At 59.4% G+C, this 25,397-nt stretch carries 32 protein-coding genes; 11 read left to right on the top strand and 21 right to left on the bottom strand.

The window, feature by feature from the left end; all coding sequences use genetic code 11:
- Positions 1–35 precede the first annotated feature (35 nt).
- The gene (rsmI, locus tag QP994_RS04630; protein WP_284865541.1) at positions 36–884 is read right to left on the bottom strand and encodes a 16S rRNA (cytidine(1402)-2'-O)-methyltransferase; all 849 of its coding nucleotides are present in this window, start codon (positions 882–884) and stop codon (positions 36–38) included.
- Between rsmI and pmt the strand changes: the two genes are divergently transcribed.
- On the top strand, positions 775–2,478 hold the full coding sequence (gene pmt, locus QP994_RS04625) for a protein O-mannosyltransferase (RefSeq protein ID WP_502870006.1): 1,704 nt from the start codon (positions 775–777) through the stop codon (positions 2,476–2,478). The genes rsmI and pmt overlap by 110 nt on opposite strands.
- Before the next feature lie 20 nt (positions 2,479–2,498).
- On the opposite strand, the gene QP994_RS04620 is transcribed toward pmt, so the two are convergent.
- Both QP994_RS04620 and QP994_RS04615 read right to left on the bottom strand, forming a co-directional pair.
- Positions 2,499–3,152, bottom strand: a complete 654-nt coding sequence (locus QP994_RS04620; RefSeq protein ID WP_284855342.1) for a zf-HC2 domain-containing protein — start codon at positions 3,150–3,152, stop codon at positions 2,499–2,501.
- The gene (locus QP994_RS04615) at positions 3,145–3,552 is read right to left on the bottom strand and encodes a DoxX family protein (protein ID WP_284855341.1); all 408 of its coding nucleotides are present in this window, start codon (positions 3,550–3,552) and stop codon (positions 3,145–3,147) included. Before QP994_RS04615 ends, QP994_RS04620 begins: the two co-directional genes overlap by 8 nt.
- Before the next feature lie 55 nt (positions 3,553–3,607).
- On the opposite strand from QP994_RS04615, the gene QP994_RS04610 reads away from it, so the two are divergent.
- Positions 3,608–4,144 carry a DNA-3-methyladenine glycosylase I gene (locus QP994_RS04610; protein ID WP_284865539.1) on the top strand — a complete coding sequence of 179 codons (537 nt, stop codon included), beginning with the start codon at positions 3,608–3,610 and terminating at the stop codon, positions 4,142–4,144.
- Here QP994_RS04610 and QP994_RS04605 read toward each other — a convergent pair whose 3' ends face one another.
- The 5 genes from QP994_RS04605 to QP994_RS04585 all read right to left on the bottom strand — a co-directional run bounded on the left by QP994_RS04605 (position 4,145) and on the right by QP994_RS04585 (position 8,830).
- Entirely contained in the window at positions 4,145–4,675 is a 531-nt protein-coding gene (locus QP994_RS04605; protein ID WP_284855339.1) for a hotdog fold domain-containing protein, read from the bottom strand.
- 19 nt (positions 4,676–4,694) lie between these two features.
- Positions 4,695–5,777, bottom strand: coding sequence for a divisome protein SepX/GlpR (sepX, locus tag QP994_RS04600; protein ID WP_284855338.1), 1,083 nt, complete (start codon positions 5,775–5,777; stop codon positions 4,695–4,697).
- Between the two features lie 101 nt (positions 5,778–5,878).
- Positions 5,879–6,541 (bottom strand): GNAT family N-acetyltransferase, encoded by a 663-nt coding sequence (locus QP994_RS04595; RefSeq protein ID WP_284855337.1) that lies wholly within the window; start codon positions 6,539–6,541, stop codon positions 5,879–5,881.
- Positions 6,542–6,543: 2 nt separating this feature from the next.
- Positions 6,544–7,824 (bottom strand): molybdotransferase-like divisome protein Glp, encoded by a 1,281-nt coding sequence (glp, locus tag QP994_RS04590; RefSeq protein ID WP_284865538.1) that lies wholly within the window; start codon positions 7,822–7,824, stop codon positions 6,544–6,546.
- A gap of 49 nt (positions 7,825–7,873) precedes the next feature.
- On the bottom strand, positions 7,874–8,830 hold the full coding sequence (locus QP994_RS04585; RefSeq protein ID WP_284855335.1) for a UTP--glucose-1-phosphate uridylyltransferase: 957 nt from the start codon (positions 8,828–8,830) through the stop codon (positions 7,874–7,876).
- A gap of 69 nt (positions 8,831–8,899) precedes the next feature.
- Here QP994_RS04585 and QP994_RS04580 point away from each other — a divergent pair, with 69 nt between their 5' ends.
- From QP994_RS04580 to QP994_RS04565, 4 genes are all read left to right on the top strand, one after another.
- A complete protein-coding gene (locus tag QP994_RS04580; RefSeq protein ID WP_284865537.1) occupies positions 8,900–9,466 on the top strand; it encodes a 5-formyltetrahydrofolate cyclo-ligase in 567 nt (188 codons plus the stop codon).
- Between the two features lie 69 nt (positions 9,467–9,535).
- Positions 9,536–10,198 (top strand): SAF domain-containing protein, encoded by a 663-nt coding sequence (locus tag QP994_RS04575; RefSeq protein ID WP_284865536.1) that lies wholly within the window; start codon positions 9,536–9,538, stop codon positions 10,196–10,198.
- A 117-nt stretch (positions 10,199–10,315) separates the two neighbouring features.
- On the top strand, positions 10,316–10,726 hold the full coding sequence (gene mscL, locus QP994_RS04570) for a large-conductance mechanosensitive channel protein MscL (RefSeq protein ID WP_284865535.1): 411 nt from the start codon (positions 10,316–10,318) through the stop codon (positions 10,724–10,726).
- 159 nt (positions 10,727–10,885) lie between these two features.
- Positions 10,886–11,866 carry a diaminopimelate dehydrogenase gene (locus QP994_RS04565; RefSeq protein WP_284865534.1) on the top strand — a complete coding sequence of 327 codons (981 nt, stop codon included), beginning with the start codon at positions 10,886–10,888 and terminating at the stop codon, positions 11,864–11,866.
- Here QP994_RS04565 and QP994_RS04560 read toward each other — a convergent pair.
- The 8 genes from QP994_RS04560 to QP994_RS04525 form a co-directional block, all read right to left on the bottom strand.
- Complete coding sequence (locus QP994_RS04560) at positions 11,863–12,072, bottom strand: hypothetical protein (RefSeq protein ID WP_284855330.1); 210 nt, start codon at positions 12,070–12,072, stop codon at positions 11,863–11,865. The genes QP994_RS04565 and QP994_RS04560 overlap by 4 nt on opposite strands.
- Before the next feature lie 15 nt (positions 12,073–12,087).
- Positions 12,088–12,654: a MogA/MoaB family molybdenum cofactor biosynthesis protein gene (locus tag QP994_RS04555; protein ID WP_284855329.1), complete on the bottom strand. Its 567-nt coding sequence runs from the start codon at positions 12,652–12,654 to the stop codon at positions 12,088–12,090.
- Between the two features lie 69 nt (positions 12,655–12,723).
- Positions 12,724–13,911, bottom strand: a complete 1,188-nt coding sequence (locus QP994_RS04550) for a S1C family serine protease (protein WP_284865533.1) — start codon at positions 13,909–13,911, stop codon at positions 12,724–12,726.
- A 76-nt stretch (positions 13,912–13,987) separates the two neighbouring features.
- Entirely contained in the window at positions 13,988–15,388 is a 1,401-nt protein-coding gene (locus QP994_RS04545; protein ID WP_284865532.1) for a HAMP domain-containing sensor histidine kinase, read from the bottom strand.
- Between the two features lie 44 nt (positions 15,389–15,432).
- Positions 15,433–16,131: a response regulator transcription factor gene (locus tag QP994_RS04540; RefSeq protein ID WP_284855326.1), complete on the bottom strand. Its 699-nt coding sequence runs from the start codon at positions 16,129–16,131 to the stop codon at positions 15,433–15,435.
- Between the two features lie 115 nt (positions 16,132–16,246).
- Complete coding sequence (rpmF, locus tag QP994_RS04535) at positions 16,247–16,420, bottom strand: 50S ribosomal protein L32 (protein ID WP_034664006.1); 174 nt, start codon at positions 16,418–16,420, stop codon at positions 16,247–16,249.
- Positions 16,421–16,456: 36 nt separating this feature from the next.
- A complete protein-coding gene (locus QP994_RS04530; RefSeq protein ID WP_034664008.1) occupies positions 16,457–16,729 on the bottom strand; it encodes a type B 50S ribosomal protein L31 in 273 nt (90 codons plus the stop codon).
- Between the two features lie 120 nt (positions 16,730–16,849).
- Entirely contained in the window at positions 16,850–18,103 is a 1,254-nt protein-coding gene (locus tag QP994_RS04525) for a DUF418 domain-containing protein (RefSeq protein WP_284865531.1), read from the bottom strand.
- A gap of 220 nt (positions 18,104–18,323) precedes the next feature.
- Here QP994_RS04525 and rpmB point away from each other — a divergent pair, with 220 nt between their 5' ends.
- The 5 genes from rpmB (at position 18,324) to QP994_RS04500 (ending at position 20,128) form a co-directional block, all read left to right on the top strand.
- Positions 18,324–18,560, top strand: coding sequence for a 50S ribosomal protein L28 (gene rpmB / locus QP994_RS04520; protein WP_034664010.1), 237 nt, complete (start codon positions 18,324–18,326; stop codon positions 18,558–18,560).
- A 3-nt stretch (positions 18,561–18,563) separates the two neighbouring features.
- Positions 18,564–18,728 (top strand): 50S ribosomal protein L33, encoded by a 165-nt coding sequence (gene rpmG / locus QP994_RS04515; RefSeq protein ID WP_006841072.1) that lies wholly within the window; start codon positions 18,564–18,566, stop codon positions 18,726–18,728.
- Positions 18,729–18,730: 2 nt separating this feature from the next.
- The gene (gene rpsN, locus QP994_RS04510) at positions 18,731–19,036 is read left to right on the top strand and encodes a 30S ribosomal protein S14 (protein ID WP_102724433.1); all 306 of its coding nucleotides are present in this window, start codon (positions 18,731–18,733) and stop codon (positions 19,034–19,036) included.
- Positions 19,037–19,054: 18 nt separating this feature from the next.
- Positions 19,055–19,303: a 30S ribosomal protein S18 gene (gene rpsR / locus QP994_RS04505; protein WP_005291360.1), complete on the top strand. Its 249-nt coding sequence runs from the start codon at positions 19,055–19,057 to the stop codon at positions 19,301–19,303.
- 156 nt (positions 19,304–19,459) lie between these two features.
- Positions 19,460–20,128, top strand: a complete 669-nt coding sequence (locus QP994_RS04500; protein WP_284855323.1) for a TetR/AcrR family transcriptional regulator — start codon at positions 19,460–19,462, stop codon at positions 20,126–20,128.
- Here the strand turns inward: QP994_RS04500 and QP994_RS04495 are convergent.
- The 5 genes from QP994_RS04495 to QP994_RS04475 are packed head-to-tail and all read right to left on the bottom strand — an operon-like array spanning position 20,125 to position 25,163.
- Positions 20,125–21,000, bottom strand: coding sequence for a serine hydrolase (locus QP994_RS04495; RefSeq protein WP_284865530.1), 876 nt, complete (start codon positions 20,998–21,000; stop codon positions 20,125–20,127). The genes QP994_RS04500 and QP994_RS04495 overlap by 4 nt on opposite strands.
- Positions 21,000–21,497 (bottom strand): hypothetical protein, encoded by a 498-nt coding sequence (locus QP994_RS04490; RefSeq protein ID WP_284865529.1) that lies wholly within the window; start codon positions 21,495–21,497, stop codon positions 21,000–21,002. The genes QP994_RS04495 and QP994_RS04490 overlap by 1 nt, the downstream gene beginning before the upstream one ends.
- A 35-nt stretch (positions 21,498–21,532) precedes the next feature.
- Positions 21,533–23,062, bottom strand: a complete 1,530-nt coding sequence (gene purH, locus QP994_RS04485) for a bifunctional phosphoribosylaminoimidazolecarboxamide formyltransferase/IMP cyclohydrolase (protein ID WP_284865528.1) — start codon at positions 23,060–23,062, stop codon at positions 21,533–21,535.
- A complete protein-coding gene (gene purN, locus QP994_RS04480; protein ID WP_284855319.1) occupies positions 23,059–23,667 on the bottom strand; it encodes a phosphoribosylglycinamide formyltransferase in 609 nt (202 codons plus the stop codon). Before purN ends, purH begins: the two co-directional genes overlap by 4 nt.
- 11 nt (positions 23,668–23,678) lie before the next feature.
- Complete coding sequence (locus tag QP994_RS04475; protein ID WP_284865527.1) at positions 23,679–25,163, bottom strand: cell division protein PerM; 1,485 nt, start codon at positions 25,161–25,163, stop codon at positions 23,679–23,681.
- Positions 25,164–25,397 lie beyond the last annotated feature (234 nt).

The following is a 25,397-nucleotide window of genomic DNA, read 5'->3' as shown; positions in this document are numbered from 1 at the left end:
GTTCTACCTTACGTCCACGCCCTCGGGATTGACGTTTACCCCCGCTTGTCCAGTGCAGCGTCATACAGGTCGCCGACCTTTACTCCGGCTGATTTGGCCACTTCCTTCACAGCGTCTTTCAATCGCATCCCGGAATCAACCTTGACTAGGACTGCCTCTACAAGGTCTTCTTCATCGGCGGGAACCGGGGTGGAGTCCGCGCCATCGATGACAACGGTGATCTCCCCGCGCAGGCCATCGGCGGCCCACTCCGCGAGTTCAGCCAGGCTGCCACGGCGCACTTCTTCATAGGTTTTGGTTAACTCACGGCACACTGCTACTCGGCGTTCCGCGCCCAACACCTCAGCCGCGTGCGCCAAGGTCACGCCAATGCGGTGGGGGGACTCAAAGAAGCAGATCGCGCGCTTCTCCCCTTTCAGGGATTCCAGCCAGGTGGTACGAGCACCGGATTTGCGGGGCGCAAAGCCATCGAAGATGAAGCGTCCAACCCCCAAGCCAGACAGAGCCAGAGCAGTTGTCACCGCAGAAGGACCCGGCAAACACGTCACGCGAACGCCCGCATCATGCGCGACGGACACGATCGAGTGACCAGGGTCAGATACAAGTGGCATGCCCGCGTCGGAGATGACCAGGACAAGGCCGGAGCGGGCGACGCGGATAAGTTCCTGAGCTCGCTGTTCCTCATTGTGATCAAAATTGGAAACGACCTTGCCACGAATCTCCGCACCGAGCGCTGCGGCGAGTGCGCGGGCCCGGCGCGTGTCCTCGGCAGCGATGACGTCGGCACGCTCAAGTGCCTCCACGAGACGCGGTGACGCATCACGGATATTGCCCAGCGGAGTGGCGGCCACAACAATGCCCGTGGCAACAAGCGAATCATCCATGGCAACAAGCTTAAGGGTGGACAGTAAGATCACCAGCGTGAGTTCTGCTGTGAAGACCCCCGCGCCCACCGCTCCCGTCACTGTGCCGTGGACGCGGCGGGACACGATCACCACCGTCGTGATTGGTGTGATCGCGCTGTTCACACGATTTGTGGGCCTGACCATGGCCGATTCCAAGGGCACCCCTGTCTTCGACGAGAAGCACTACGCGCCACAAGCCTGGGACATCAAGCTATCCTGGTTCAACCCGGTTCTGGGCGGTATTGAATCCAACCCTGGCTACGGCTTGGTTGTGCACCCGCCGTTGGGCAAGCAGTTGGCGGCTATCGGTGAGGCAATTTTCGGCTACACCCCGCTGGGATGGCGAGTTATCGCTGCACTCTTCGGCGCGGCAGTCGTGGTGTTCACCATGTTGCTCGCCCGTCGCCTGTCACAATCCTGGCTGGTTGGTTTGTTCGCGGGCATCCTCGCGCTTGTGGACGGCGTCTTGCTGGTCATCGGCCGCTTCGGCATGCTCGACGTGTTCATCCTCTTGCCTATCGTCATGGCGGCGTGGACCCTGGCGGGTGACATGCGGCAAGTCCACCAGCGTCTGCATGACGCATACGTAAGCGGACGTCTTGCCGAATCTGGGCCCTTCGGCCCCCGCCTGGGCTTCCGCTGGTGGCGTTTTGCCACGGGCGTGCTGCTGGGCTTGGCGCTGTCCGTGAAGTGGTCCGGCCTGTACTACATCGCGTTCTTTGGTTTGCTGTCCTCTTTCTACGACCTGTGGCTGCGCCACCGCTACGGGGTGGCCAAGCCGGTTGCGGGCACGCTGCTGCGGGATGTCCCTTCGGCACTCGCCTCCATCGTGCTCATCCCGGCTGTGCTGTATGTCTGGTCCTGGCGCGCATGGTTCGCGTCAGAGACCTCCGTATATAGGCACTCGCTTTCGGACGGCACCATCGAAGGCTCCGACTGGTCCTGGCTCACCCAACTGCCGGAGCCGGTCGCCGGCTGGTTCTACTACCACTTCTCGGTCCTGCGCTTCCACTCCGAACTGACCAGCTCCGGCGGCCACTCCCACCCGTGGGATTCCAAGCCGTGGTCCTGGCTCGTGGCCTCTCGACCGATCCTTTATTACTCCTCCACCGGCATCGAGTGCGCCGGCGGCCAGGAATGTCGCCGGATGATCTACCTCTTTGGCACACCGGCTATCTGGTGGCTCACCGTACCCATCCTGTTGTGGGCGATCTGGGTGTGGATCTCCCGCGGTGACCGTCGCGTCATCCTGCCCCTCATTGGTTTCGCCGCCGGCTTCCTGCCGTGGCTGGCTGCGTTTGACCGTCAGATGTACTTCTTCTACGCCGCTCCACTGGTGCCTTTCACCATCGTGCTCATCGCGCTGGCACTGGGGAATCTCTCCCAACGTGGCAAGCCACTGCCACAGTTACGGAAGCTCGCCGGCTACGCCATGACGTCGGGGCAACTCGCAGTAGTGAGTTACCTCGCCGTGGCCGTGGGCATGTTCCTGTACTTCTCCCCGATCCTCTACGGTTTTGTCATCCCAGACAGCTACTACTCGCAGATCATGTGGCTGCCGAGCTGGAAATAGTTGGAAATAGCTGGAAGTAATTACTGCGGCTGCGCACTAAGCGTGCGTAACGGGTTGGAGGGCCCGCGATCCGCAACCCACATGAACACGAGGGCAGCGCAGGTGAACAAGAGCATGCCCAGATGCAACCACTGTGCGGGAGCTGCGCCCGAAACAGCATCCAACACTGCAAAGCCCACAGTGAAACCAAACATGGCTCCCACGATGAGCAGAACACCCGGGATCTGATTGGGCTTCCACGCCACCAGTAGGAGTGCTGCCGCGATGCCAATGCGAACGGCAGCTGCACCGATGAGCAGGCTAGCCACATCCGGATCTATTTCCGCTGCGCCAGACCCAACGACGAGTTGGCCCGCCCATACGATGTACAAAACGGCCAAGATAGCGAGAATCACGCGGCCAATGCTCAACCCCAGAAGGCGACGCGAGGCCAATTTGTGGAATTCTGTTTCCACTCCGGCATAGATCACGTCGGAGAGGTCCTCCGGCGGCGCCATTGACCCATCAGCTTCGACGAAGCTCAGGGAACGAGACAACGCCAAGGAGCGCTCCCAGAAGGAAGAACACTCAGGGCAATGGTCCAGGTGTGCATCGATGACGGTGTTGTCTAGGCCGGTGTCTTCGCCGTCGATACGCGCTGAGAGCGCGGCTTGTACTTCTGCGTGACTAATCATCAATCAGCACCTTGTCCAAGCTCGCGCGGCCCGCCCCGAACACGACGATGAGAAGTAGGAGCAGCGCGAGCACCAGTGGGTATTCCACGCCACCTTTCTCAGCGAAGAACCCCGCGTCCATGTGCACGAAGTACCCGCCAGCCGCCACGAGCAACGCCAAGACCATGGCCACGATGGTGGTGAGCAGCCCAATAATCAGCAGTGCCCCACCGACGAGTTCCAGGGATCCAGCAGTGTATGCCGCCAGTTTCGGTTGAGGCACTCCCGCTTGCGTGAATTTCTCCGCAGTACGTGTCATCCCGTCGCCCACCCAATGTTGGTACCCCCGCGCAATGAAAATTACACCCAGGGCAAAACGTGCGATGAGCAGCGCAGCATCGCGCACAGCGGGGGTATTCATAAAAACTAGCCTACAACGTGGAACCGAATGGGCCCCCACAGCAGTCTAAGTAAGTATGACACTTTCTTACTTTGATCAAGACACCGTACAAGACACCAAACAACAGTCCCTCACCCGACAGATCACCCCACTGGTTCAGGAATACTTCGATACAGAATGGGGCAACCCAATTACGACGGAAAAGGAGATGTTTGAGCTCCTCGGCCTCGAAGCTTTCGTCGTGGGTTTGAGCTGGGATTTGATTTTGCGCAAACGTGAAGCGCTGCGTCGCGCAATTTTCAGCCACAGCATCGAGACCATCGCCGGGTGGGGTGAGGCGGAGGTTGAAGCATTGCTTATCGACGCCTCGGTGATCCGCAACCGCCGCAAAATCAACGCCGTGATCACCAATGCCCGTGCTGCGCTGACGCTACGGGAAGAAGGGACAGACCTGGCGGAATTTTTATGGTCCTTTAATCCCATGCCCCGATCAGTGGAGGACACCAAACAGTTGGTGGCGGCACTGAAGGAGCGGGGCTTCACCATGCTGGGGCCAGTGACAGTGTTTGCGTTGTTGCAATGCACCGGCATCGTGCCAGCAGCTACTTCTTAGTTACTTTTTAGCGGTCACCCACACGTCGATTTCGGCGGTGATGGGTTCGACCCCTGCATCGTCAACAAGCTGGCAGTCGATGGTGACCAGCTGGCCGCCGGTCTCACGAGTAATGGTGGAAAAGTCCGGGAAGTCTGCGGTTGCAGTGACGGTCAGACCGCCGGTGGACTTCTTCGGGTAATCCGCACGCATGCCACGCGGGATCCAACGGTGCGTGTCCGGAACGGTGACCTCACACAGCAGGCCCATGGCTGCTTCCGCGCCGTTCAAACCGGCAATGACGTGGAAGGTGCCAATGTGGTTCTGCACACCCCACCACTTGCCCAGACGCACAACGCAACGGCCGGGAACAGCTTCCTTCACGCGTGGCATGACAGTGCGAAAGTACGGGGCCTTCACCATATACAAAGCGGAAAACAGTCCCCGCTTGATGGGGGTATCGCTGAACTTCTTCCACAGAAGGGCGGTTGGGCCCGGGTCGTTGTTGGTCGCGGTTGGCTCAACGCTTGGGGTCGTATCGGTTTGAGTCATACCCCGTGATGTTACTGGCTTAAGCGCTCTCGCGGACGCGATCGGGGCCGTGGACATCAAAGTCATCGCCAGAGAACTCCGGCAGGTTGGCAAAGTCCACGCTCTCATCATCCAGTTCCACGATCACAGCACCGGGGCGACGCATGTGGGCGGGCAGCGGTGCATCCTCATCCGAGGACACGACGCCCAGGCGGGCACGACGCAGCTGGCGCAGACGACGCTCACGCAGAGCACGCTCCTGGTTGACCAAGCTGCGCACGGCAGCCATGTACCAGACCAGCAGGGCACCGACAGCGAGCGGAGCCAACCATGCCCAACCACCGCTGATCAGTGCGTAGATGAAGGCAACACCAGTGATGGTGACCAGGCCGAGCATGGTCCGCTCACGGCGGCGCAGGCGCTCCGCACGGGCACGTTTCTCCGCCTCCGGAGTCCAACCACCACGCCCACGGCTAGCGCGGGCAAGGGTTGCCTCGTCGAGGTCTTCGACCAAATCTTCGGCGGAGTCTTCAGTGGTGTCTTCTGCGGTGTCCTCTGCAGTTTCTTCATTGGTGTCTTCAGAAACATCCTCAGCTTCTGGGATGTTCACCACGGTGGTGTAGCCGAAGTCCTCAGGGGCGAGGTAGGAATCGTCGTAGTCATACTCGGCGTCGAGCTCGGCGGATTCTTCTTCATCGGAATCAAGGAGAGCTTCCGCGGTGTCTTGCGCGTCGAGTTCAGCCTCTGCCTCGAGCTCAGCTTCTTCTGCCTGGATCTCTTCTGCGACCTCTTCTGCATCGACAACGTTGGAGCGGGTGAAGAGTTTCTTCCAGGCGGGGGTGGCCGGGGAGTCGTCGATAAGCACTGCTTCTGTGCTTTCCTCTTCGGGGACGACAACCTCGTAGTCATCTTCCTCGTCATGGCGGTGAATGTCGGCGGCGGTCACGCGCGGACGACGACGAGTTTGCAGCGCGGCGGTGCCACCTTCATGCAGGACACGGGTCTCATCAAAGCCCTCACCACTACGGCGGATGGGCTTGGAATCCCCCAAGACCATCGGGGCGAGAACAATCGCCCACACAACCACAATGAGAACAATGATCAGGCTGAGGCTGCCTGACATGGGCCCACGACCTTTCCTTTACGGCGAAAATTACTAGATCGACACTAACCAGCCACCGGCTAAAGCTGACCGCCCCACGCCGAGGCACACGCCAGTTTTTCTTAGATCCACAACCTGCCCTCCGCCGCGAGGCGTTCCACTGCGGAACCAGGCAGATCATCAATGTTCTGAGCCACGAAATGGTGGTCGCGCCAACGACCATCAATGTGAAGGTTTTCCTTGAGGTATCCCTCCTCACGGAAGCCGACGTTGGCCAGGACTTTCCCGGAGGCGGGATTATCCGGCAGGTATGTGGCCGTGACGCGGTGCATGCCCACGCGCGCAAAGGCATGGTCTACGCCTAATGCGCAGGCGACAGTGGCAATACCGCGGCCGGTGAAGCGGGAATACACCCAGTACCCAATCCAGCACTCCCCCACGGCACCATGCTGAATGTTGCCCAAAGTGACCTGACCGATGAAATGGCCGTCATACTCAATAGCCAAGGGCACGACCATTCCGTCATTGGCACAGCGGCGCAAATTCGACCACGTGGACCGCCAGGCTTCCGGGGAATGCGCATCGCGCCAAGTGCCCGGCACGGTGGGTTCCACAGGACGCAACAACGCCTCATCGGCGATGCGCATGCGGGACCAATTCGCACCATCGGAACGTTTCAAAGGGCGCAAACGTACGGGTTTGTCGCCACGAACAAACACTGTTGGGGTTGCCATCGGCCACCCCGGGTGGGCATAACTGCGCGCCCAACCGATGAGGTTCAGCATATTTATGCCCGCTGCTGTAAGAACATCACGTCGACGACATCGCCGGGACGCACTTCCACCACATCCGTGGGAATCCGGATCATCGCATTCGCCTCAGCCAGACCAGCCAGCAAGTGCGCCGGACCGCCAGAAACGCCACCGATGCTGTCAACGAGGTAATCCCTGGTTTGCACATCGCGCATGAGGCGGGCGCGAACAAAACCAAGACGGCCAGGAATCGACTCAATGCGGTTCATGGAACGCGCCTTCACAACACGACGGTTGAGCACGCGCTTGCCTAGCGACGATCGGATGGCCGGCCGAATGAGCGCCTCAAACACCACGAGGGCACTCACAGCATTCGACGGCAACAGGAAGGTAGGAATGCGGTCCTCCCCCACCAGACCGAAGCCCTGGGCAGAACCGGGGTGCATAGCCACGCGAGTGGTATCTATATCGCCGAGCTCACCCAACGCATCCTGGATCGCCCGGGCACTCGAACCACCAACGGCGCCGGTGATGACGAGGAACTCGCTCTTCTGCGCATGGACAGCAATCTGCTCCTTGAGGCGGCGGGGCTCAGCGTTGATGATGCCCACGCGGGTGACATCCGCGCCCGCATCCTTCGCAGCGGCAGCCACGGCGTAGGAGCCGACATCAAAGACTTGGCCCAGTCCCGGATCCCTATCAATATCCACCAATTCCAGGCCATACGACATGACGGTCACGCGGGGACGCGGGTACACCAACACTTTGTCGCGACCGGCGGCGGCGAGCAGGCCAATCTGCGCCGGGCCGAGGACAGCGCCGGCGCGCACCGCAATATCACCTGGTTGAATGTCATCGCCTTCACGGCGGATGAAGTCCCCGGAGCGCACGGGGCGGTGCGGGGTCACGCGGCGCCGGCCACGATCAGACCACTCAAGGGGCAAAACAGCATCCGCCAAAGTGGGCAGCGGCGCGCCTGTAGCCACGCGCACGGCCTGGCGGGGCTGGAGGCGCAAGGGTTTTTGGCTCCCCGCAGCCACTTCGCCCACAACGGGCAAAGATGTGTCGGGCTCAACGTGGGGCTTTTCTTCCTCCTCATGTGGCGTGCGGTTGCCCAGCGACTGCGCGCCACCCACGTCGACCGCGCGCACCGCATAACCATCGACGGCGGCCTGCGCGAAGCCAGGCAGCGACCGTGTCGCCTGAACTTCCTCAGCACACATGAGGCCCAACGCGTCAGTAATACCAATGCGGATCGGCGCAGGCGTCATCGTGGCATCGACAATGATGTCCAATTGCTCTTCAACGCTGCGCATCCCGTCCTCTTTCTGCCGGCCGCTGAAACCTTTTCAACTACTCGTGAACTTAGTCGGTGCCCGCCAGGTGCGGGTTCTCCGACTCGAAATCCTGCAAGATCTGCTTGATGGACTTGTACAGGGCCGGACCGTATTTCTCGTGGCGCAAACCAAAATCAACATTTGCGGGAATGTAGCCAGCCGGATTACCCAGGTCGTGGCGCTTACCGTCATGCACCACCACGTGTACCGGATGCCCTTCGCTGATCATGAGTTCGATCGCGTCGGTAAGCTGCAGCTCCCCTCCTTTACCGGGCGTGATGCGACGCAAAGCATCAAAAATGCCACGATCCAGCAAGTAGCGTCCGGTGGCAACGAACGTGGACGGCGCCTCTTCTGGCTCCGGTTTTTCCACCATGCCCACCACGCGCTTCACCTTCTCTGGATCCACGCCGTCTGTGGCATCCACCTCGCGGACGTCAAAGACGCCGTAGTTGAACACCTCCTCCGGACTGACCACGAAAGCGCACAGCACCGAGCCACCGAGCTTGGCGCGCACGTCCACCATCTTCTCCATGACACCGGTGGGCAAAACCAGATCATCCGGCAGCATGACAGCCACCGCATCCTCATCATCATCAAGGATCGCCTCAGCGCACCCGACTGCATGCCCAAGGCCGAGCGGTTCTTCTTGCACAACGGCCTGCGCCTCAATGATCTCCGCCGCGCGAGCAACCTTTCGCGCTTGCTCATCCTTTCCGCGAGCAAGCAAGGTCTCTTTCAGGTGATCAAAATTGCCAAAATGCTCCATGACCTCGCCTTTACCCGGCGCGGTGACAACAGCGAGGCGTTGCGCGCCAAGCTGAGCGGCTTCTTCCGCGATGAGCTCAATACCGGGGGTGTCCACCACCGGTAGCAACTCCTTCGGCACCGTCTTTGTGGCGGGCAAGAACCGAGTACCCATGCCAGCTGCGGGAACAACGACGGTTTTCACGCCCACCTGGGGGGCCGAGGAGGAATTGCGCATAAATGGTTAGTCTACCGGTGTACGGCCACTAAACCTGGTAGCCGCTGCGCGTGTAAAGAAAGGGATGTCATGGAATCAAAGTCTGCGGTGCGCGCCGCTACGCGTGCCGCGCGTGAAGCGCTTGAGCAAAAGATGCTTATCGACGCCTCCCTGGTCACCCACCTTCTCTCCCATCTGCGCACGCTCTCCCCTCGCCGGGTGGCTGCCTACTCACCAATGCCCACTGAGCCGGGTGGTGCCGTTCTCCTTCCCGCGTTGGCAGAGGAAGGTTTTGAGGTTTTGCTACCGGTCACTCTCGCTGGAGGTGAGCTCCACTGGGCGGTGTACACGCCGGGTGAGTTGACCCCCGGGGAGTTTTATGACATTGCTGAGCCCGCTGGCCCACGCCTGCCCTCCAGTGTGTTGAGCACCTGCGATGTGATCATCCTTCCTGCTTTGGGTGTGGACCAAACGGGGGTGCGTTTGGGACAAGGTGCTGGCTACTACGATCGCGCGCTCCTCCACGCGCCCAACCAGCCACGCATCGCGTTGGTTTACGACGATGAGGTGCACGAATCTTTGCCCTCCGACCCCCACGATCAGCCGGTGCACACGGCGGTAACACCTTCAGGAGTGCTGGCTTTCCGGCCGTACTAAAAAACGCCGTAATAAAAAACTTTGGGGCGTTAGGGAACCAAACTGGGTGCTGAAGCAGTCAAAGAGAATATGGCACTTTTTAATTTCTCTTCCTCCCTCTCTGTCCTTTCCACCCCCGGCTACCGGCGTTCCGTTCTTCTTCGGCGCATCGTCGCGGGCCTGCTTATTGCGTGTGCTGCTCTTCTCGCGCTGAGCGGGCGCGCCGCTAAGGACCCGCAGGTGGTTGTGTTTGCCCGTGATGTCGGTCCCGGTGATGTGCTTGACCCCCATGATGTGGAGCTGCGTTCCCTGCCCAGTCAATTCGTCCCAGATAATGCTCTGACAGACGGAGCAAAAGCCGAAGGTCAGGTCATCGCTGCAGCGGCATCCGCTGGTGAGGTGCTCACCACCACACGAATCACGGGCCCTGACCTCGTAAGCTCCGTGGCGCATGCGCGCGGGGAGGATCCCAGTGCTTTCACTCTCGTGCCCGTGAAACTGGCGGAACCCGATATTGTGCCCATGCTCCACCATGGTGATGAAGTGTCAGTGGTCACAACAGCAGACAGCGCTGCGGCCGATGTAGCAGCGAGGACCATTGCAACGGGCGGCACTGTTATCACCGCGGGTAGTGGTGAGGCACAGACCGGTGTACTGCTGCTTTTAAGAAATGAGGACGCGGAGACTGTCGCCGCTTCCTCCCTGACATTGCCACTCACCGTGGTGCTTACCGGCGGGCATCACCGCGGTTGAGCCCAATCAATCCCGGAGCTCACTTAGCTTTATCGCCCACAATGTAGTAATTTTCTTCGCCGGTAAGGGAAACACTTTCCCACTTGTTTCTTCCCAACTATTTCTCAAGGAGAGAAAATGCTTAAGGGCTTTAAAGACTTCATCATGCGTGGCAACGTCATCGACCTGGCTGTCGGTGTTGTCATCGGTGCTGCTTTCACCGCTATCGTGACCTCGTTCTCCGACAACATCATCAACCCGCTGATCGCTTCCATTGGCGGTGCAGACTTCTCCGGTCTGGGCATCCACATCATCAGCGGCAATGACGCAACCTTCGTGGACTTCGGTGCCCTCATCACCGCTGTGATCAACTTCCTGCTCATCGCTGCCGTTGTCTACTTCATCATCGTTGCTCCGATGAACAAGCTGGATGAGGCTCAGAAGCGTCGCAAGGACATCAGCGAGGATGCTCCGGCTCCGACCGAGCAGGAGCTACTCGGCGAGATCCGCGACCTGCTGGCTGAGCAGAATGGCCCCCGCCAGCTCTAATCCCTGACAAACGGGAATAGTTTTACGGGCCGCTCCACAGGTGGAGCGGCCCGTTTTTCGTCCCCATTTCTGGTGCTTCCCCGGCAGCACATGAAATTCTGGAAGAATCATTACGCACGAATAATTCACACATAGTTATGTAGGAAGGACTTCCCCCACATGATTCGTACCGCCATCATCGGCTACGGCAACCTGGGTCGCAGTGTTGAACAAGTTATTGCTGCGCAGCCCGATATGGAACTCGTCGGTGTGTTCTCACGCCGTGACTCGCTGGATACGGAGGCCCGTGTGTTGCCGGCGGGGGACGTCGAAAAGCACAAAGATGAAGTCGACGTGCTCTTCGTATGCCTGGGCAGTGCCACCGATGTGCCGGAACAAGGTCCTGAGTTGGCCAAACATTTCACCACCGTGGATACCTACGACAACCACCACGAGATCCCCGCATACCGCACGGCGATGGATAAGTCTGCGCGTGAGGGCGACAACATCGCGATGATTTCTACCGGCTGGGATCCAGGCCTGTTTTCCTTGAACCGTGTGCTTGGTGGCGCGGTCCTGCCGGGTGCTGATCAGATGACGTTCTGGGGCCCCGGCTTATCGCAGGGACATTCTGATGCTGTGCGTCGCGTACCAGGCGTGCTCAAGGGCGTGCAGTACACCAAACCAAACCCTGAAGCGATTGAAGCCGTCAAGCGCGGTGAGGGCGCGGATCTGAAGGGCAACGAGTGCCACCTGCGCCACTGCTTCGTGGTGGCGGAGGAAACGGGCGATGCTGCAGCTGATGAGAAGCTGAAGGACCAGATCCGCGAGACCATCGTGACCATGCCGGACTACTTCGCGCCCTACGAGACGATCGTGGAGTTCATCACGGAAGCCGAGTTTGAGCGTGACCACCAAGGCATGCCGCACGGTGGCCAGGTGATTACGCGTGGCCAGTCTGGCACTTCCGGCCACGTGATTGAGTTCGGCTTGGAGCTGGAGCGCAACCCTGATTTCACCGCTGCGGTGCAGGTTGCGTACGGGCGCGCTGCATGGCGCATGAAGCAGGCTGGCCAGACTGGTGCCCGCACCGTGTTTGAGGTGGCGCCGTATTTGCTGTCAGCTGAACCGTTGGATGATCTGGTAGCGCAGAAACTCTAATCCCCGTAATGCGGGGGACGCTCCTCGCGATAGCGGGCAACGTCATCCAGTTCAGCTAGTTCTGGCGGGACGTCCTCGTCCAACTGGACCACACGGGCGCCATCCCAATCAGCGGACTGCTCAACCTGGTGAGGGTTGGGGCGGTCCGCTGTTCTGTCGTAATCAACAGCGCTAGACAGTCGCTGTGCGCGGCGCCGCTTCTTCATAGGCCTCGGTCTCCTCTACTGCACGCTGTATTTGCGTAGCTCTTCGATGAGGTGGGCAACCAGTGGCGCAATGGTCAACAATCCATCACGGATCGCGGCGCGGGATGGTGCCAGATTCACAATCACCGTGGAACCGGACACACCGCAAATACCGCGGGAGGTGCACGCATCCACAGCACCACACGCCTGGCCGGAGGAACGCACAGCCTGCGCAACACCCGGAACCATCTGGTCAATGACAGCGCGGGTAGCCTCCGGCACCTTGTCACGCGGGCCCACGCCAGTGCCGCCGACGGTGACAACAAGGTCCACGCCACCCACCACAGCAGTCTCAATGACCTTGCGGATCTCAGACTTCTTCGACTTCACGCTAACCACGCCGTCGACTTTGAAACCAATTTCCTGCAGGAGCTCGTAGACCAGGCGATCCGACCCCTCATCAATAGCCCCACCCTGCTTGTGGTCGCTCACGAGCACCGCAATCGCACATGGCTGCGCTGGCACCTGCTCCTCTGCCTCCGCAGCAAGGAGGACTTCCTCATCGGGCTCACGGATGTCCAGCGAGTCGAGTGTGTTTGACATGGCGGGCTCCTCGTCGTGGGTGTATTTCAGTGGACACTGATACACGTTCAATAGTTCTGATAGAGAAATCTACTCTGAACTTAGGGTCACATCTACCGTTCTGGTCTCTTCAGATCCAGCAGAACGAACAACCAACGTGACGGTCTCCCCAAAATCGTGCGAGCGCGTTGCAGCAACGAGCGCATCAGAGGACTCAATCGGACGATCATTGATGCGGATGACCACGTCCCCTTCCTTGAGTCCTGCCTGTTCAGCGGGACTGCCCGGCTGAACCGCGCTAATCAAAGCACCATCGGAGACATGGCGGATATCCACCTGGACGCCCATCAACGGCTGGCGAGCCTGCCCTTCGTTGATCAGCTGGTCCGCGACTCGGCGCGCAAAGTTCGAGGGAATAGCAAAACCCAGGCCGATAGAACCACCCTCACCTGAGCTCTGAGAGAGCGAGGCGATCACAGAGTTCATACCAATGAGGTGGCCATTCATATCCACCAAGGGGCCGCCAGAGTTACCGGGGTTGATGGCTGCGTCTGTTTGAATGCCGTCCATGAGCGAGCTCTCTCCCCCGCCTTGGGCCGCGCGGACGGGTCGGTTAAGTGCGGAGACAATGCCCGTGGTCACTGTTGCGGACAAGCCCAGGGGTGAGCCAACTGCCACGACGGACTGGCCCACCGCGAGAGAATCCGAATCACCGAATTGGATGACGGGCAGATCATTAACGCCCTCAATCTGAATCACGGCCACATCCGTGTTCACGTCCGAAGCAACGAAGGACGCTGGGTGCTTCGTCCCATCATTCAACGTGACCACGAGCTCTGCTTGGCCGTCACCGGCTTCCGCTACCACGTGATGGTTGGTCAGCACCTTGCCATCGGAGGAGATGATGGAACCAGAGCCTTCAGACATCACGCGCGAGCCACTAATCAGCTCAATGGACACCACCGCGGGCAACACCGCAGCCGCGACCTGTTCAACAGAGCCGTCCGGAGCTGGTTCCTTACGGGTAATCACGGGAGCTTCCAACGCGTTTTCTTCATTGCTGACACCAATGGTGGTGTTCTGCTCATTGCCGGTACCTGCCACCATTCCCGCGGTGTATCCGGCTGCTGCGCCACCCACCAGCGATGTAGCCAAGGCGAGTGCCACAGCTGCTCCGGCGCCGAGGCCCTTCTTCTGCTGTGGCGGGGTTGGGGGAACGTACGGCTGTGGTGGAGCACCATATGGCTGGTTGTAGCCGTAATAGTCAGGTGAAGTCATGGTGGGTTATTGTCCTCCGCCTTGCTGTGTCATCTCTTGTTCACATTCACGGCTAAGCGTAGTGCTTGCTGGACACTTACTGTGAGGGTTTATCCGTTGGTCGGCTGCCCGGGAAAATGATGCGGATGCGGGTTCCGCCATCATCGGATTCATCGACAGAAATGGATGCACCATGGCGTTCCAACACCTGTCGCGTGATGGCAAGGCCCAAGCCAGAACCGGGCATGGCGCGCGATTCCGCTGCGCGGTAGAAACGCTCAAATACCTTCTCACGCTCTTCGGGTGGGATGCCCGGCCCCGAGTCATCAATAATCAGCACAGCACGGCGCTTTGCCGCGCGTAAGCTCACGCGCACAACCCCACCTAGCGGCGACCACTTTGCGGCATTATCCAGCAAGTTCACTGGTGCGCGCGAAAGGGCCGGCACATCGGCATTGATCACCCAGGGGTCAAGACGTACACGGAACTCAATGTCCGGGCGACGGCGTTTCACGCGCTCAATCGAATCCGCAATGATCTCATCCAAGCGCGCTGGCTGGAGTTCCTGCTGTGGTGCACCTTCGCGGGCAAGATCCACCAGATCCCCAATGAGGGTGGACATTTCCTGCATCTGCGCCATCACATCGTTTTCCAGATCCGTCAGATCTTCCGGCGACATCGTGCCCACCTGGCCACTGCGGTGCAGCATCATGAGCAACTCAATGTTGGTGCGCATCGACGTCAGCGGTGTGCGCAGCTCATGGCCAGCATCAGCGACGAGCTGAGATTGACGCACGCGCGAATCATTCAGCGTTTCCATCATCTCGTTGAGTGATTCAGTCAGGCGCCCATACTCGTCCTTACCAATCACCTCAATGGGTTCGATCTCTTCTGTCGACACAACACTGTCGATGGAGCGACGCAGGCGCTCCAACGGGCGAACTGTCACACGCGCGATGAGCAGTCCCGTCAAGGTGGCCACGAATGTGCCCAAGCCCACGATGCCCATCAAGGTGGCCATGAGCCTGTCTTCCATCAAAGACAGAGTGCGCGAACTACGGCCCAGGGCCACCGTCGCTTCCTCCGAACGCAGGACAGACACCCACTCCCCCGTGTACTCCAGGTGCGACCAATCGGATTTCTGGCCCCGTCCTGCCATCCTGTCAATCGGCAGCGCATCACCAATGAAAGGTTCACGCAGCCCCGGCGAGACTGCCACGAGATAGCCGGGATTATCCATGCGGAAATGCGTGACCAGTTCCTCAATGCGCTGGTCGCGGGCATCATTTTCCGGTGGCTCTGCTTCGTCGATGATGTCACGCGCCTGCCGCATGAGTGCGACCGTGCGCGCGTCCAACTCAAGAAGCTCGTTCTGCTTGATCGTGCCGGACACCGCGAAGAAAGACAGCAGGGCGGTCAGCCCCACCGCGAATGCCACACCGGCCGCTGCGAATGCCGCCACGCGCGCGCGTAACGACGACTTCGGTGGCTCATCCACCCACCCACCATCAGGCGCGCTGTACCCACTCAGCGCCCTTAAGATCACGGAGCAGTCTCCCGCAACACGTAACCCACACCACGCACGGTGTGAATGAGGCGAATTTCACCGCCTGCCTCAGTCTTGCGGCGCAGGTAGCCGATGTACACCTCGAGCGCGTTACCGGAGGATGGGAAATCATGGCCCCAGACTTCCTCCAGAATCCGCTGACGTGTCAGAACTTGGCGCGGGTTCTGCATGAGCAGCTGCAGCAGTGCGAACTCGGTGCGTGTCAGGGAAATGTGGCGGTCGCCCCGACGAACATCACGGGTAGCCACATCGAGGTACAGGTCCTCGAACTGCAGATCCGTGGTGGCGCTGCCCGTCTGCGCAATCGCATCAGCCCGTGCGCGACGCAGCAATGAGCGAACGCGGGCAAGCAGTTCCTCTAGCGCAAACGGCTTAGGCAGGTAATCATCCGCTCCCGCATCCAGGCCAGCCACACGGTCCGAAACACCATCGCGCGCCGTGAGCATCAGAATCGGGCGGTCATACCCAGAGGAACGAAGTTCCCGGCACACCCCCAGGCCATCCAGCTTGGGCATCATGACATCAAGAATTGTCAGGTCAGGCCGCTCCTGGTTAATCACAGCAAGAGCTTCTTCCCCATCGCGTGCCTGAACTACGTCATACCCATTGAATTGCAAAGAGCGACGCAGGGACTCACGCACCGCCTGCTCATCATCGACGACCAGAATTTTCATGCACCCATTATGACCATAAGAGTAAAGTCGCCGTACCTTGGTGCCCCCTAAAATGTGAAAAACATAAAAATAGCCACCGGAAAACTCCGGTGGCTTTACACGCGTGGCGTGATTTTTAGAACTGCTCGACGTCGATCAGACCAGCCTGAGCTGCCTTGACCAGGCGACGCGGGATGCGCACGGTCTGGCCGTCGATCTTCACTTCCTGCAGTGCGGCATTGTCTGCCTTCCACTGGGAACGACGGTGGTGCGTGTTCGAGCGGGATTTACGGAACTTTGGGGTTGCCATGGTGTTTCTCCTCCTTCGACCGGATCAGTAGGCGGTTTAGCTGTCGGACTTCTTCTTGCGGCGGGCCATCCCACCGAAGCGGCGGTTGAACTTCTCAACACGGCCGGCGGTGTCCATGACACGCTGAGCGCCGGTCCAGAAGGGGTGAGACTCGCTGGTCACGTCAACGACGATGAGCGGGTACTCATTGCCGTCTTCCCACTGGGCAGTACGGCCGGAGGTTGCGGTAGAACGAGTCAGGAACTGGTGGCCAGTACCTGCGTCCTGGAAGATCACCGGGTGGTAATCAGGGTGGATATCTTTCTTCATCTCTTCGTTTCCCTCAGGATTGATACTTCAGGTCGGTTCCAGCAGCCTTATTCATCCGCTGGATCGTGCCTGAGTTGGGTGCGAATTGGACTCGGAACATGTTACAGGTGAACTGCGGAATCACGAAATTGCTCCGGCTTGCTTAGCCATGATGCGTTCATCCCTACGCTTTGCCAACGGCTCGTAGACCATCCGCATCACCATTTCCAATGGCCCTCGCTCAAATTTACGGAGCCACACCACGCTCAACAGAACTAGGAATGCAGCGATGAGCACGAAGATCAGAAGGACCCAATAGGTGTAATGGGGCCCGCTGATAAGGCGGGCAACACCAAAGCCAAAGTCGTAGAAAATGACCGACGCGATGGCGTTCTGCAGCACATAACAGGTCAGCGCCATGCGACCGACAGCAGCAATTGGCTTACCGACGGCACCGAGCACGTTCTCTTTCTTCACATAGAACCAGGCAATGAGTGCGAGCAGACCGAAAGACACCACCGTCGAGGTGACGTAGCGCGTCAATATGAAAGCGTTGATGGTGAAGATGCGCAGACCCCAGTCCAGAGGCAGACCGAGGCCGAAGCAATAGAGCATGACCTTGCGGCGCAACGCGGCACCATCCGGCTGGAACAGGCCCGCACGATACAAACGCGCGCCGAGCAGGAACACCCCGATACCCATGAAGAACATGATGGCCACTTCTATGCGACCACCCACGATGCCCTCTAGGCGGTACTGGACCATGCCCCAGTAACTCTCCGCCGAAAAAGCAGCACCGATATCTTCGGCACCAAAGACCTCTGTTCCCTGCTCCTCCACCGGCACCATGTTGTTGAGCAGAACCATGATGACCGCGAATGCCGTCATCACAAACACGTGAATGGACAGCCCTACGATCATCCACCATTTCTGAGCCTTCTCACTGCGCGCCAGAATCGGCGCGACAGCTAGGGCTGTGAGGCCGTAACCCATGAGCACATCGAACTCGAAAATGAAGATGTAGTTGAGCAGACCTTCAACGACGAGGATCCCGGCCCGCCACATGTATCCGCCCGGCCACGGCAATCCCTGACGCTTCCGGCTTTGGCGCTGAATTTCCACACCAATGCCAAACATGATGGTGAGCAGCCCAAGGAATTTGCCGTCAGTAACCAGATAGAGCAATGACTCAATGAGCCAGGGAATGAAGGGGATCCCGGCCCCATTGGGGCCGTCGATAAAACCCCATGCTTCCGCAGCAATGGAGCGCTCCGGGAAGATCACTGAAAAGAGATCATCGGAAGTGGAGGCGAAGATAGCAATATTGGTCAGCAGGGTGCCCAGGATGGCTAGTCCCCGCGCAACATCAAGGGCAACGATGCGCTGATAAGCCATGCGGAAGAAGATAACAAAAGCGATTATGAAATCACTGCCTCGACGTGTAGTGTTGACTCTCGCTGTTGTCGAAGTACACGTAAACGCTTTAGTCAACCGGTGACGTGTGGCGCCATCAAGCTACCAGGCCATCCTCACTTTTAGGCCTTTAACCAGCAACGAATGTGGCGTCTATCTATAGTCCCCCTGACTTTAAAGCGGCTAGGAGAAAGAAGTAACCATGTCGGCACATTGCCAGGTCACGGGAAAGAAGCCGTCTTTCGGCAAAACCGTGTCCCACTCGCACCGCCGCCACTCGCGCCGTTGGAACCCCAACGTGCAGAAGCGGAAGTTTTACCTGCCCTCTGAGGGCCGCAACATCACGTTGAACGTATCCACGAAGGGGCTCAAGATCATTGACCGCGACGGCATCGAGTCCGTCGTTGCAGCGATCCGCGCCCGAGGGGAGAAGATCTAGCACATGGCACGCAATGACATTCGCCCCATCATCAAGCTGAAGTCCACTGCGGGCACCGGCTTTACGTACGTCACCCGTAAGAACAAGCGCAACAACCCGGATCGCATCACTTTGAAGAAGTATGACCCGGTTGTGCGTAAGCACGTTGAATTCCGCGAGGAGCGATAAATATGGCGAAGAAGTCCAAGATCGCTAAGAACGAAAAGCGCAAGGAGATCGTCGCGCGTTACGCTGAGCGCCGCCAGGAGCTCAAGGCGATCATCCGTAACCCGGAGACGTCCGACGAGGACCGTCTCGAGGCTCAGTTTGAGCTCAACCGCCAGCCGCGCGATGCCTCCCCGGCTCGCGTCCGTAACCGCGACTCGCACGATGGCCGCCCCCGCGGCTACCTCCGCAAGTTCGGTCTCTCCCGTGTTCGTATGCGTGAGATGGCCCACCGCGGCGAGCTGCCGGGCGTCCGTAAGTCCTCGTGGTAATCAAGGGAGTCTGTAAACATGAAGCGCAATAACAACCGTAAGGCGCGGATGGAGCAGTCCCGCCGCCCGAAGAAGAACCCGCTCAAGGCCAAGGGCATCGAAGCTGTGGACTACAAGGACATTGAGACCTTGCGTCTGTTCATCTCCGATCGCCACAAGATCCGCTCGCGTCGCGTCACTGGCCTGACGCCGCAGCAGCAGCGCCAGGTCGCTACCGCTGTGAAGAACGCGCGTGAGATGGCTCTCCTGCCGTTCACCAGCCGCTAAACCCGCTGGTTTTCGCCTAGAGCTTCGACAGTCTTCAGCGCCCCCTCCCCCAAGGAGGTGGGCGCTGAAGTGCTTTTTGCTTGGTCTACGTCCACCCTCGGGCAACCATTAGGTAAGTTGTTTTGTTAGTCCACAACCATTCTTTAGGAGGAGCGCATGGCACGAAGCGTTGGCCGCCCGCGGAAATCATCACCGCGCCGCTCTGGTGTTACCGCACGCGAAGAAATCCTCGACGCTTCAGCAGAACTGTTTACCAAACAGGGTTTTGCCACCACCTCCACCCATGAGATCGCTGATGCTGTGGGTATGCGGCAGGCGTCGTTGTACTACCACTTCCCCTCCAAAGCGGATATCTTTTTGGAGTTGCTGAAGAGCACGATTGAGCCGTCGATAAGCTTGGCGGAAGATCTGGCCGCCTCTGATGCCACACCTAGCTTGAAATTGTGGGCGCTGGTGGCAGCGCAAACGCGCATTCTGCTGTCCTCGAAGTGGAACATCGGCCGGCTGTATCAGCTGCCCATTGCCATGTCAGAAGAATTCACCGAATACCACGAGCTGCGTGGCACCCTGGAATCTATTTTCCGTTCCCTGGCCGCTGAGATTGTTGGGGATGATGATCCGCGGATTGACCTGCCGTTCCACATGTCTCTCGCAGCTGTGGAATTGCGCGACAACACTGGTAAGGCCCCGTACCCCCTGGTGACGGATGCGTTGCCCTCCCCTTCTGTGGTTCTGGCTGATGCAGTGCTGGATGTATTGCACACGCCACTGCCGGAGGACCGTGGCTACCGCACCATTGATCTGCTGGAGCACACCACCCGTTAGCAATGCGCGGCCGGCGCGGTGTCTAGCGCTGGACGAATGAGTGCGGCGAGTTCACTGGCCATAGCTTGGCCGCTAGCGTAGGAGCCATCAGCTGCGCGCACAGCTAAGGCGATAGCAACATCCCGGCCCGCTTCATCCTGCACGAGGCCGAACTGACGCACCTCATAGCCGCCATTCTCCGCTGATGGGCCCCAACCACCTTTGAACCGCGCAGCAGGAAGCGTGCCCAGCCCATAGGACTGTCCTGGGGCAATAGACCCCATGAGTTCCAGCACCTGCCCTGCCCCGTCCACACAGCGCATATGCGAAGCAAATCGAGCCTGTTCGGTCACTGTCCACTGGGTTTGGCCGAAGGGTGAGAACTCCGCCCGGACGTACTGGCGTTGCACTGTAATGGGCACCGTACCTTGAGCCAGAACTGCTTCCACGGCCTCAGGGCTCGTGCTGTTCCATAACATCATCGCCGCCGGATTATCCGATGACTGAATAGCTAACGCCGCCTGGCTCGCGAGCCCCGGGTTCTCTTTAAGAGCCGCGATGGCGATAGGAACTTTGATCGTGGACCATGCCGCAAAGCCACTGGCACCGCCTGCAGTGTATTCCCCGGCAGCGCCAACGATTGCTACCTCAGCCACTCCCCCGTAGGCCTGCACTACCTCGGCTACTGCCGCATCAAGGGCAGCTTGTAATTTCGCTGACGGCTGCGGTGTGGCTTCTTCGGTGGGTGGCTGCGTGGGTTCAGGGGACGGTGTCCCTATATCCGGTTGCGGCAGATGTTCTTCCGTCGTGCTACTTACCGTGGGCCCAATAGTGCACGACGGCAGGCAGGCTACAAGCCCGGCTGCCGCCATACACGCGATGAGACGACGCACTAGTGGATCTTCACCACTGCGTTGTTACCACCCCGGCACACAACATTCGAGCCGTCCTCACTGCACCGCATGGTGTAAGTCTTGTCCGTCACCGAGCTGTACACGTCATGCAGTGTGATGTTTGGGTCACCGTCATACTCAGCTTGGAAGGCGTCATAGACCGCCTGCGCAAAACTTTGGCTCGTGACGGAAGAACCCGGCTCAAACGAGGAGTAGTCCTTCTTATCCTTCTTCTTCTCACTCACATCGGTCGTCTTCGTCACCGTGGACTTTGAGCTCTTCGAGCTGGTGTCCTTGTTTCCGCTACCATCGGTACCTTCCTCGGACTTCTGAACGGTCAACGCAGGCCCCTCAGAGGAATCATCAGAATCGCCCGACATCAGGTAATACGCTCCGAAGCCGAGCAAACCAAGGAGCAACAGCCCCACGATGCAGATCAGAACGATCAACCCGGTGTTGGATTTCTGCTGGGGTTGTTGCCAATACGGATCAGTCACGATACGTCGTGTCCTTCGTCTCTGCGGGGCAGACTCTAGTGGGAGAAGTGGCGGGTGCCGGTCAGGTACATGGTCACGCCGGCCTCATTGGCAGCTGCGATGACTTCCTCATCACGGATGGAACCACCGGGCTGAACCACGGCCTTCACACCAGCATCCGCAAGGATCTGGAAACCATCGGCGAAGGGGAAGAACGCATCAGAGGCAGCCACTGCGCCGTTGGTGCGGTTACGGCCCTCATCGAGCGTGTTCGCGCGATCAACAGCGAGCTTGGCCGAATCCACGCGGTTAACCTGGCCCATGCCCACACCGACAGCTGCTCTTTCGCTAGCGATGAGGATGGCGTTGGACTTCACACAACGGATCGCGTTCCAGGCAAACTCCAGATCCTTAAGTGTTGCCTCATCCGCAGCTTCACCAGCGACGAGCTCCCAGTTCTCCGGCTTATCGCCCTCAGCCTGGTAAATGTCACGGTCCTGAATGAGCGTACCACCGGAAATCTGCTTGATCTCCTTGCCTGCACGCTCCGGCTTCTCAGCGGTGAGGATGCGCAGGTTCGGCTTGGTCTGCAGCAGCTCCAGAGCGTCATCCGCAAAGCTCGGCGCGATGATGACCTCGGTGAAGACTGGGTGGACCTGCTCCGCCATCTCCAGGGTGACCTCACGGTTGGAGGCAATCACACCGCCGTAAGCACTGACTGGGTCGCAGGCATGAGCCTTCGCGTGGGCTTCCGCGATGGAGTTCTCAGACACCGCGATGCCGCACGGGTTCGCGTGCTTAATCACAGCAACGCACGGGCGCTCATGATCCCAAGCCGCACGCCATGCCGCGTCCGCATCCTGGTAGTTGTTGTACGACATTTCCTTGCCACCGTGCTGCGTAGCACCGGCCAGGCCCGTGCCGTCAGAGATCAGGCTGGCTGCCTGATGTGGGTTCTCGCCGTAGCGCAGGGTGGTGGACTTGTCGGTCTTGCCCAGCTGTTCGGTGAACCAGGTGGACACGGCTGCGTCGTAAAGCGCGGTGTGCGTAAACGCATCAGCGGCGAGCTGGCGGCGCTGATCCTCATCGAAGCCACCTGCCTCGATTGCCTCAATGACCTCGCCGTAACGCGAAGGATCAACCACCACAGCTACCGACGGGTGGTTCTTCGCCGCCGCACGCACCATGGACGGGCCGCCGATGTCAATCATCTCCACGACCTCATCAAAGCTCGCGCCGGAAGCAACGGTGTCCTCGAACGGGTACAGGTTCACCACAACGAGATCGAACGGCTCCACCCCCAGCTCCGCGATCTGCTTCGCGTGCTCCTCCTTGCGCAAGTCGGCGAGAATGCCAGCATGCACGCGCGGGTGCAGCGTCTTCACACGGCCCTCCAGCACCTCCGGGAAGCCGGTGAGCTCAGCCACCTCCACGACGTTCGCGCCCGCATCCTTGATGCGCTGCGCCGTCGAACCGGTGGACACAATCTCAACACCTGCCTTAGCCAATGCTGCTGCGAGCTCTTCCAAGCCCGTCTTATCAAAGACACTGATCAGGGCGCGCTTAATCGGTTTACGGGTGCTCATGCGGTGAACTCAACCTTTCCAGTCATGGTGCTGTTGGCAGTGCGTGCGCGCTTGAGTGTATCCACGATCAAAGCCCGCTCCACTTCCTTAATCCGTTCGTGCAACTCTTCCTCAGTTTCCCCTTCACGCACATCCACTGCACGCTGGGCAATGATCTGGCCCGTGTCCACACCCGAATCGATGTAGTGAACCGTGGTCCCCGTGACCTTCACGCCGTACGCCAAAGCATCACGCACAGCATGCGCACCAGGGAAAGCAGGCAACAGGGCCGGGTGAGTGTTAATCAGAGTGCCCTCAAAGCGCTCTAAGAACTCCTCCCCCACGATCTTCATAAACCCGGCGGACACAACCACATCCGGATTCACGCTGGCAACAGTGTCCCTCAAGCGGATATTCCACCCACTCCGATCGCCGTCCAGCTGCACCACTTCGGTGCGAATACCCGCCTTCCGAGCACGATCGAGCGCCGGACATTCCACATCCGCAACAACAAGATCAACGCTATAGGGTCCGCGGTTATCAATGATCGCCTGCAACAACGTCCCGGAACCGGAAACCAAAACAGCTACAGAAATACACCCAGAGGCCTGTGAAGAGTCTGTCACGCCTACCGAGTCTAGCCCCTCTCCTCCTGTGCACCCTCTTCAGCGCTCTCGGATTCATCAGCAGGCTCGTCCGGTTCCGCCGCAGGCTCTTCCTCTGGCTCTGCATCCGGCTCTTCCTCAGACTCCTCTTCCGGTTCTTCTTCCAGCTGCGCCTCAGCCTCTACCTCAGGTTCCTTAGGCTCTTCTTCGGTCTCCGCCTCCTCGTTTTCCTCTTCTGCGGGGGCAGGGGTGTCCTCGAGTTCGCGGTCAAACATCTCCTCTTCCTCGACCTTTTCCTCAACCTCGGGGCGCGTGAAGGAAGCAACGAGCCATGCAACACCTGCGATTCCACCAACCCATGCGGCGGCCGCGAGAGCGAAGATCCACGGTGTGGGGCCGATCCAACCATACGCACCGACGTTTCCGCCGGCGAGCAGGCCGCTAAGAAGCGCAAGAATAGCGGCCCATGCGGCGGCAACGGCGACGTCGACCCCGCCGAGGCGACGGCGAATGAAGAAGTGAATGATCACGGCCGCCGGAACGATGAGGAATACCGGTGCCCACGCGGCGACGTGGCCGGGAATAGCGGCAAAAAGTGGCATCGGCGGCAGTGGTGGCACGACTGCACCGAACAGGGAGACAGAACCTTCTGCGATAGACATAGGTGTGCCAAATAGAACAGCGAGGGTGCTCACTGCTGCATTAGGCAGATACAGAACGCTCGCGAGGATGAGTCCAGCTCCCCCACTGGCACCCAAAGTGGGGTACGCATCGAGCAGCTCCCCAATCCGGGGTGCACCAAACGCGAGCAAAACCAAGAAAACCACGGTCACCGCAGCGAGCAGACGAAGCGCAAGATTCATCGTGGCCACGGTGCTACCTACGAATTCAGTGGGCACCCCAACACGACGGCACAGTGCCGTCCACAATTTCGCGCTCATGCCGAATGCCATGCCCACGAGATGAATGAACACGGGGATGAACAGGCCCTTATATACAGCCGGCGGCGCCACTGGGAAAACAGCCGATGCATCCGCAACCATGAACCACGCGATGGCGGACAGCGTGAACGGAATCAGGATGACCAGGCCAACGATGGCATAAAGGTCAAGAATGCTCACGCGATCCTTGGTGGCCGCGCGTACACGCCACGCGATCAGCGCAGCCACACCAACCGCGGGCAGCAACGGAATCGCACCAAGCGTGACTCCGTCATAGGTCACGGGCACGCCGTGCAGCACAAACCACGTCTCCGCAATAGCTGCGGGAAGCGCTGCCGGACGGCTTCCACTGAGCAGAATCGTGCTCAAACACAACACTGCGATGCCGAGCACCAACACCATATTCGGCACACCAACAAACGGAAGGTAGTGGCGGAGCCGCTCCTTCATCGTCGCAGGTACGTCAGGGGCAGTGTCAGTGCGCGCAGCATCAACAGCACGCGTTACTCGCGGACGACGGCGAGCAGACGGCGATGTGCGCGAGGACCTCGAAGGCGGACTGGACTTGTTACTCATCACCGCCAACTCTTCCACTCCAACCAGTCTCGGGGTGGATGGGACACGGCCCTAGGGTCGTGAAAGCCCAAACACCCCCGTTTCGGCACTCCTTTACTGCCGCCTTGAACTGCGTCACGTTGGCTGTGCCGGAAATCACCGCATAAAAAATAGTGCCCGCTCAACAACAAGAAAGTTTTCGCCTTTGAAGCTTTTCGACGCATAAACCCAAGAACCCCGAAACCCCTGTGACTT

Source organism: Corynebacterium sp. MSK044 (genome assembly GCF_030232825.1).
Classification (GTDB): Bacteria; Actinomycetota; Actinomycetes; order Mycobacteriales; family Mycobacteriaceae; genus Corynebacterium.
Note: the sequence above shows the minus strand (reverse complement) of the source record. Positions and strands in the feature narration are given on the sequence as shown.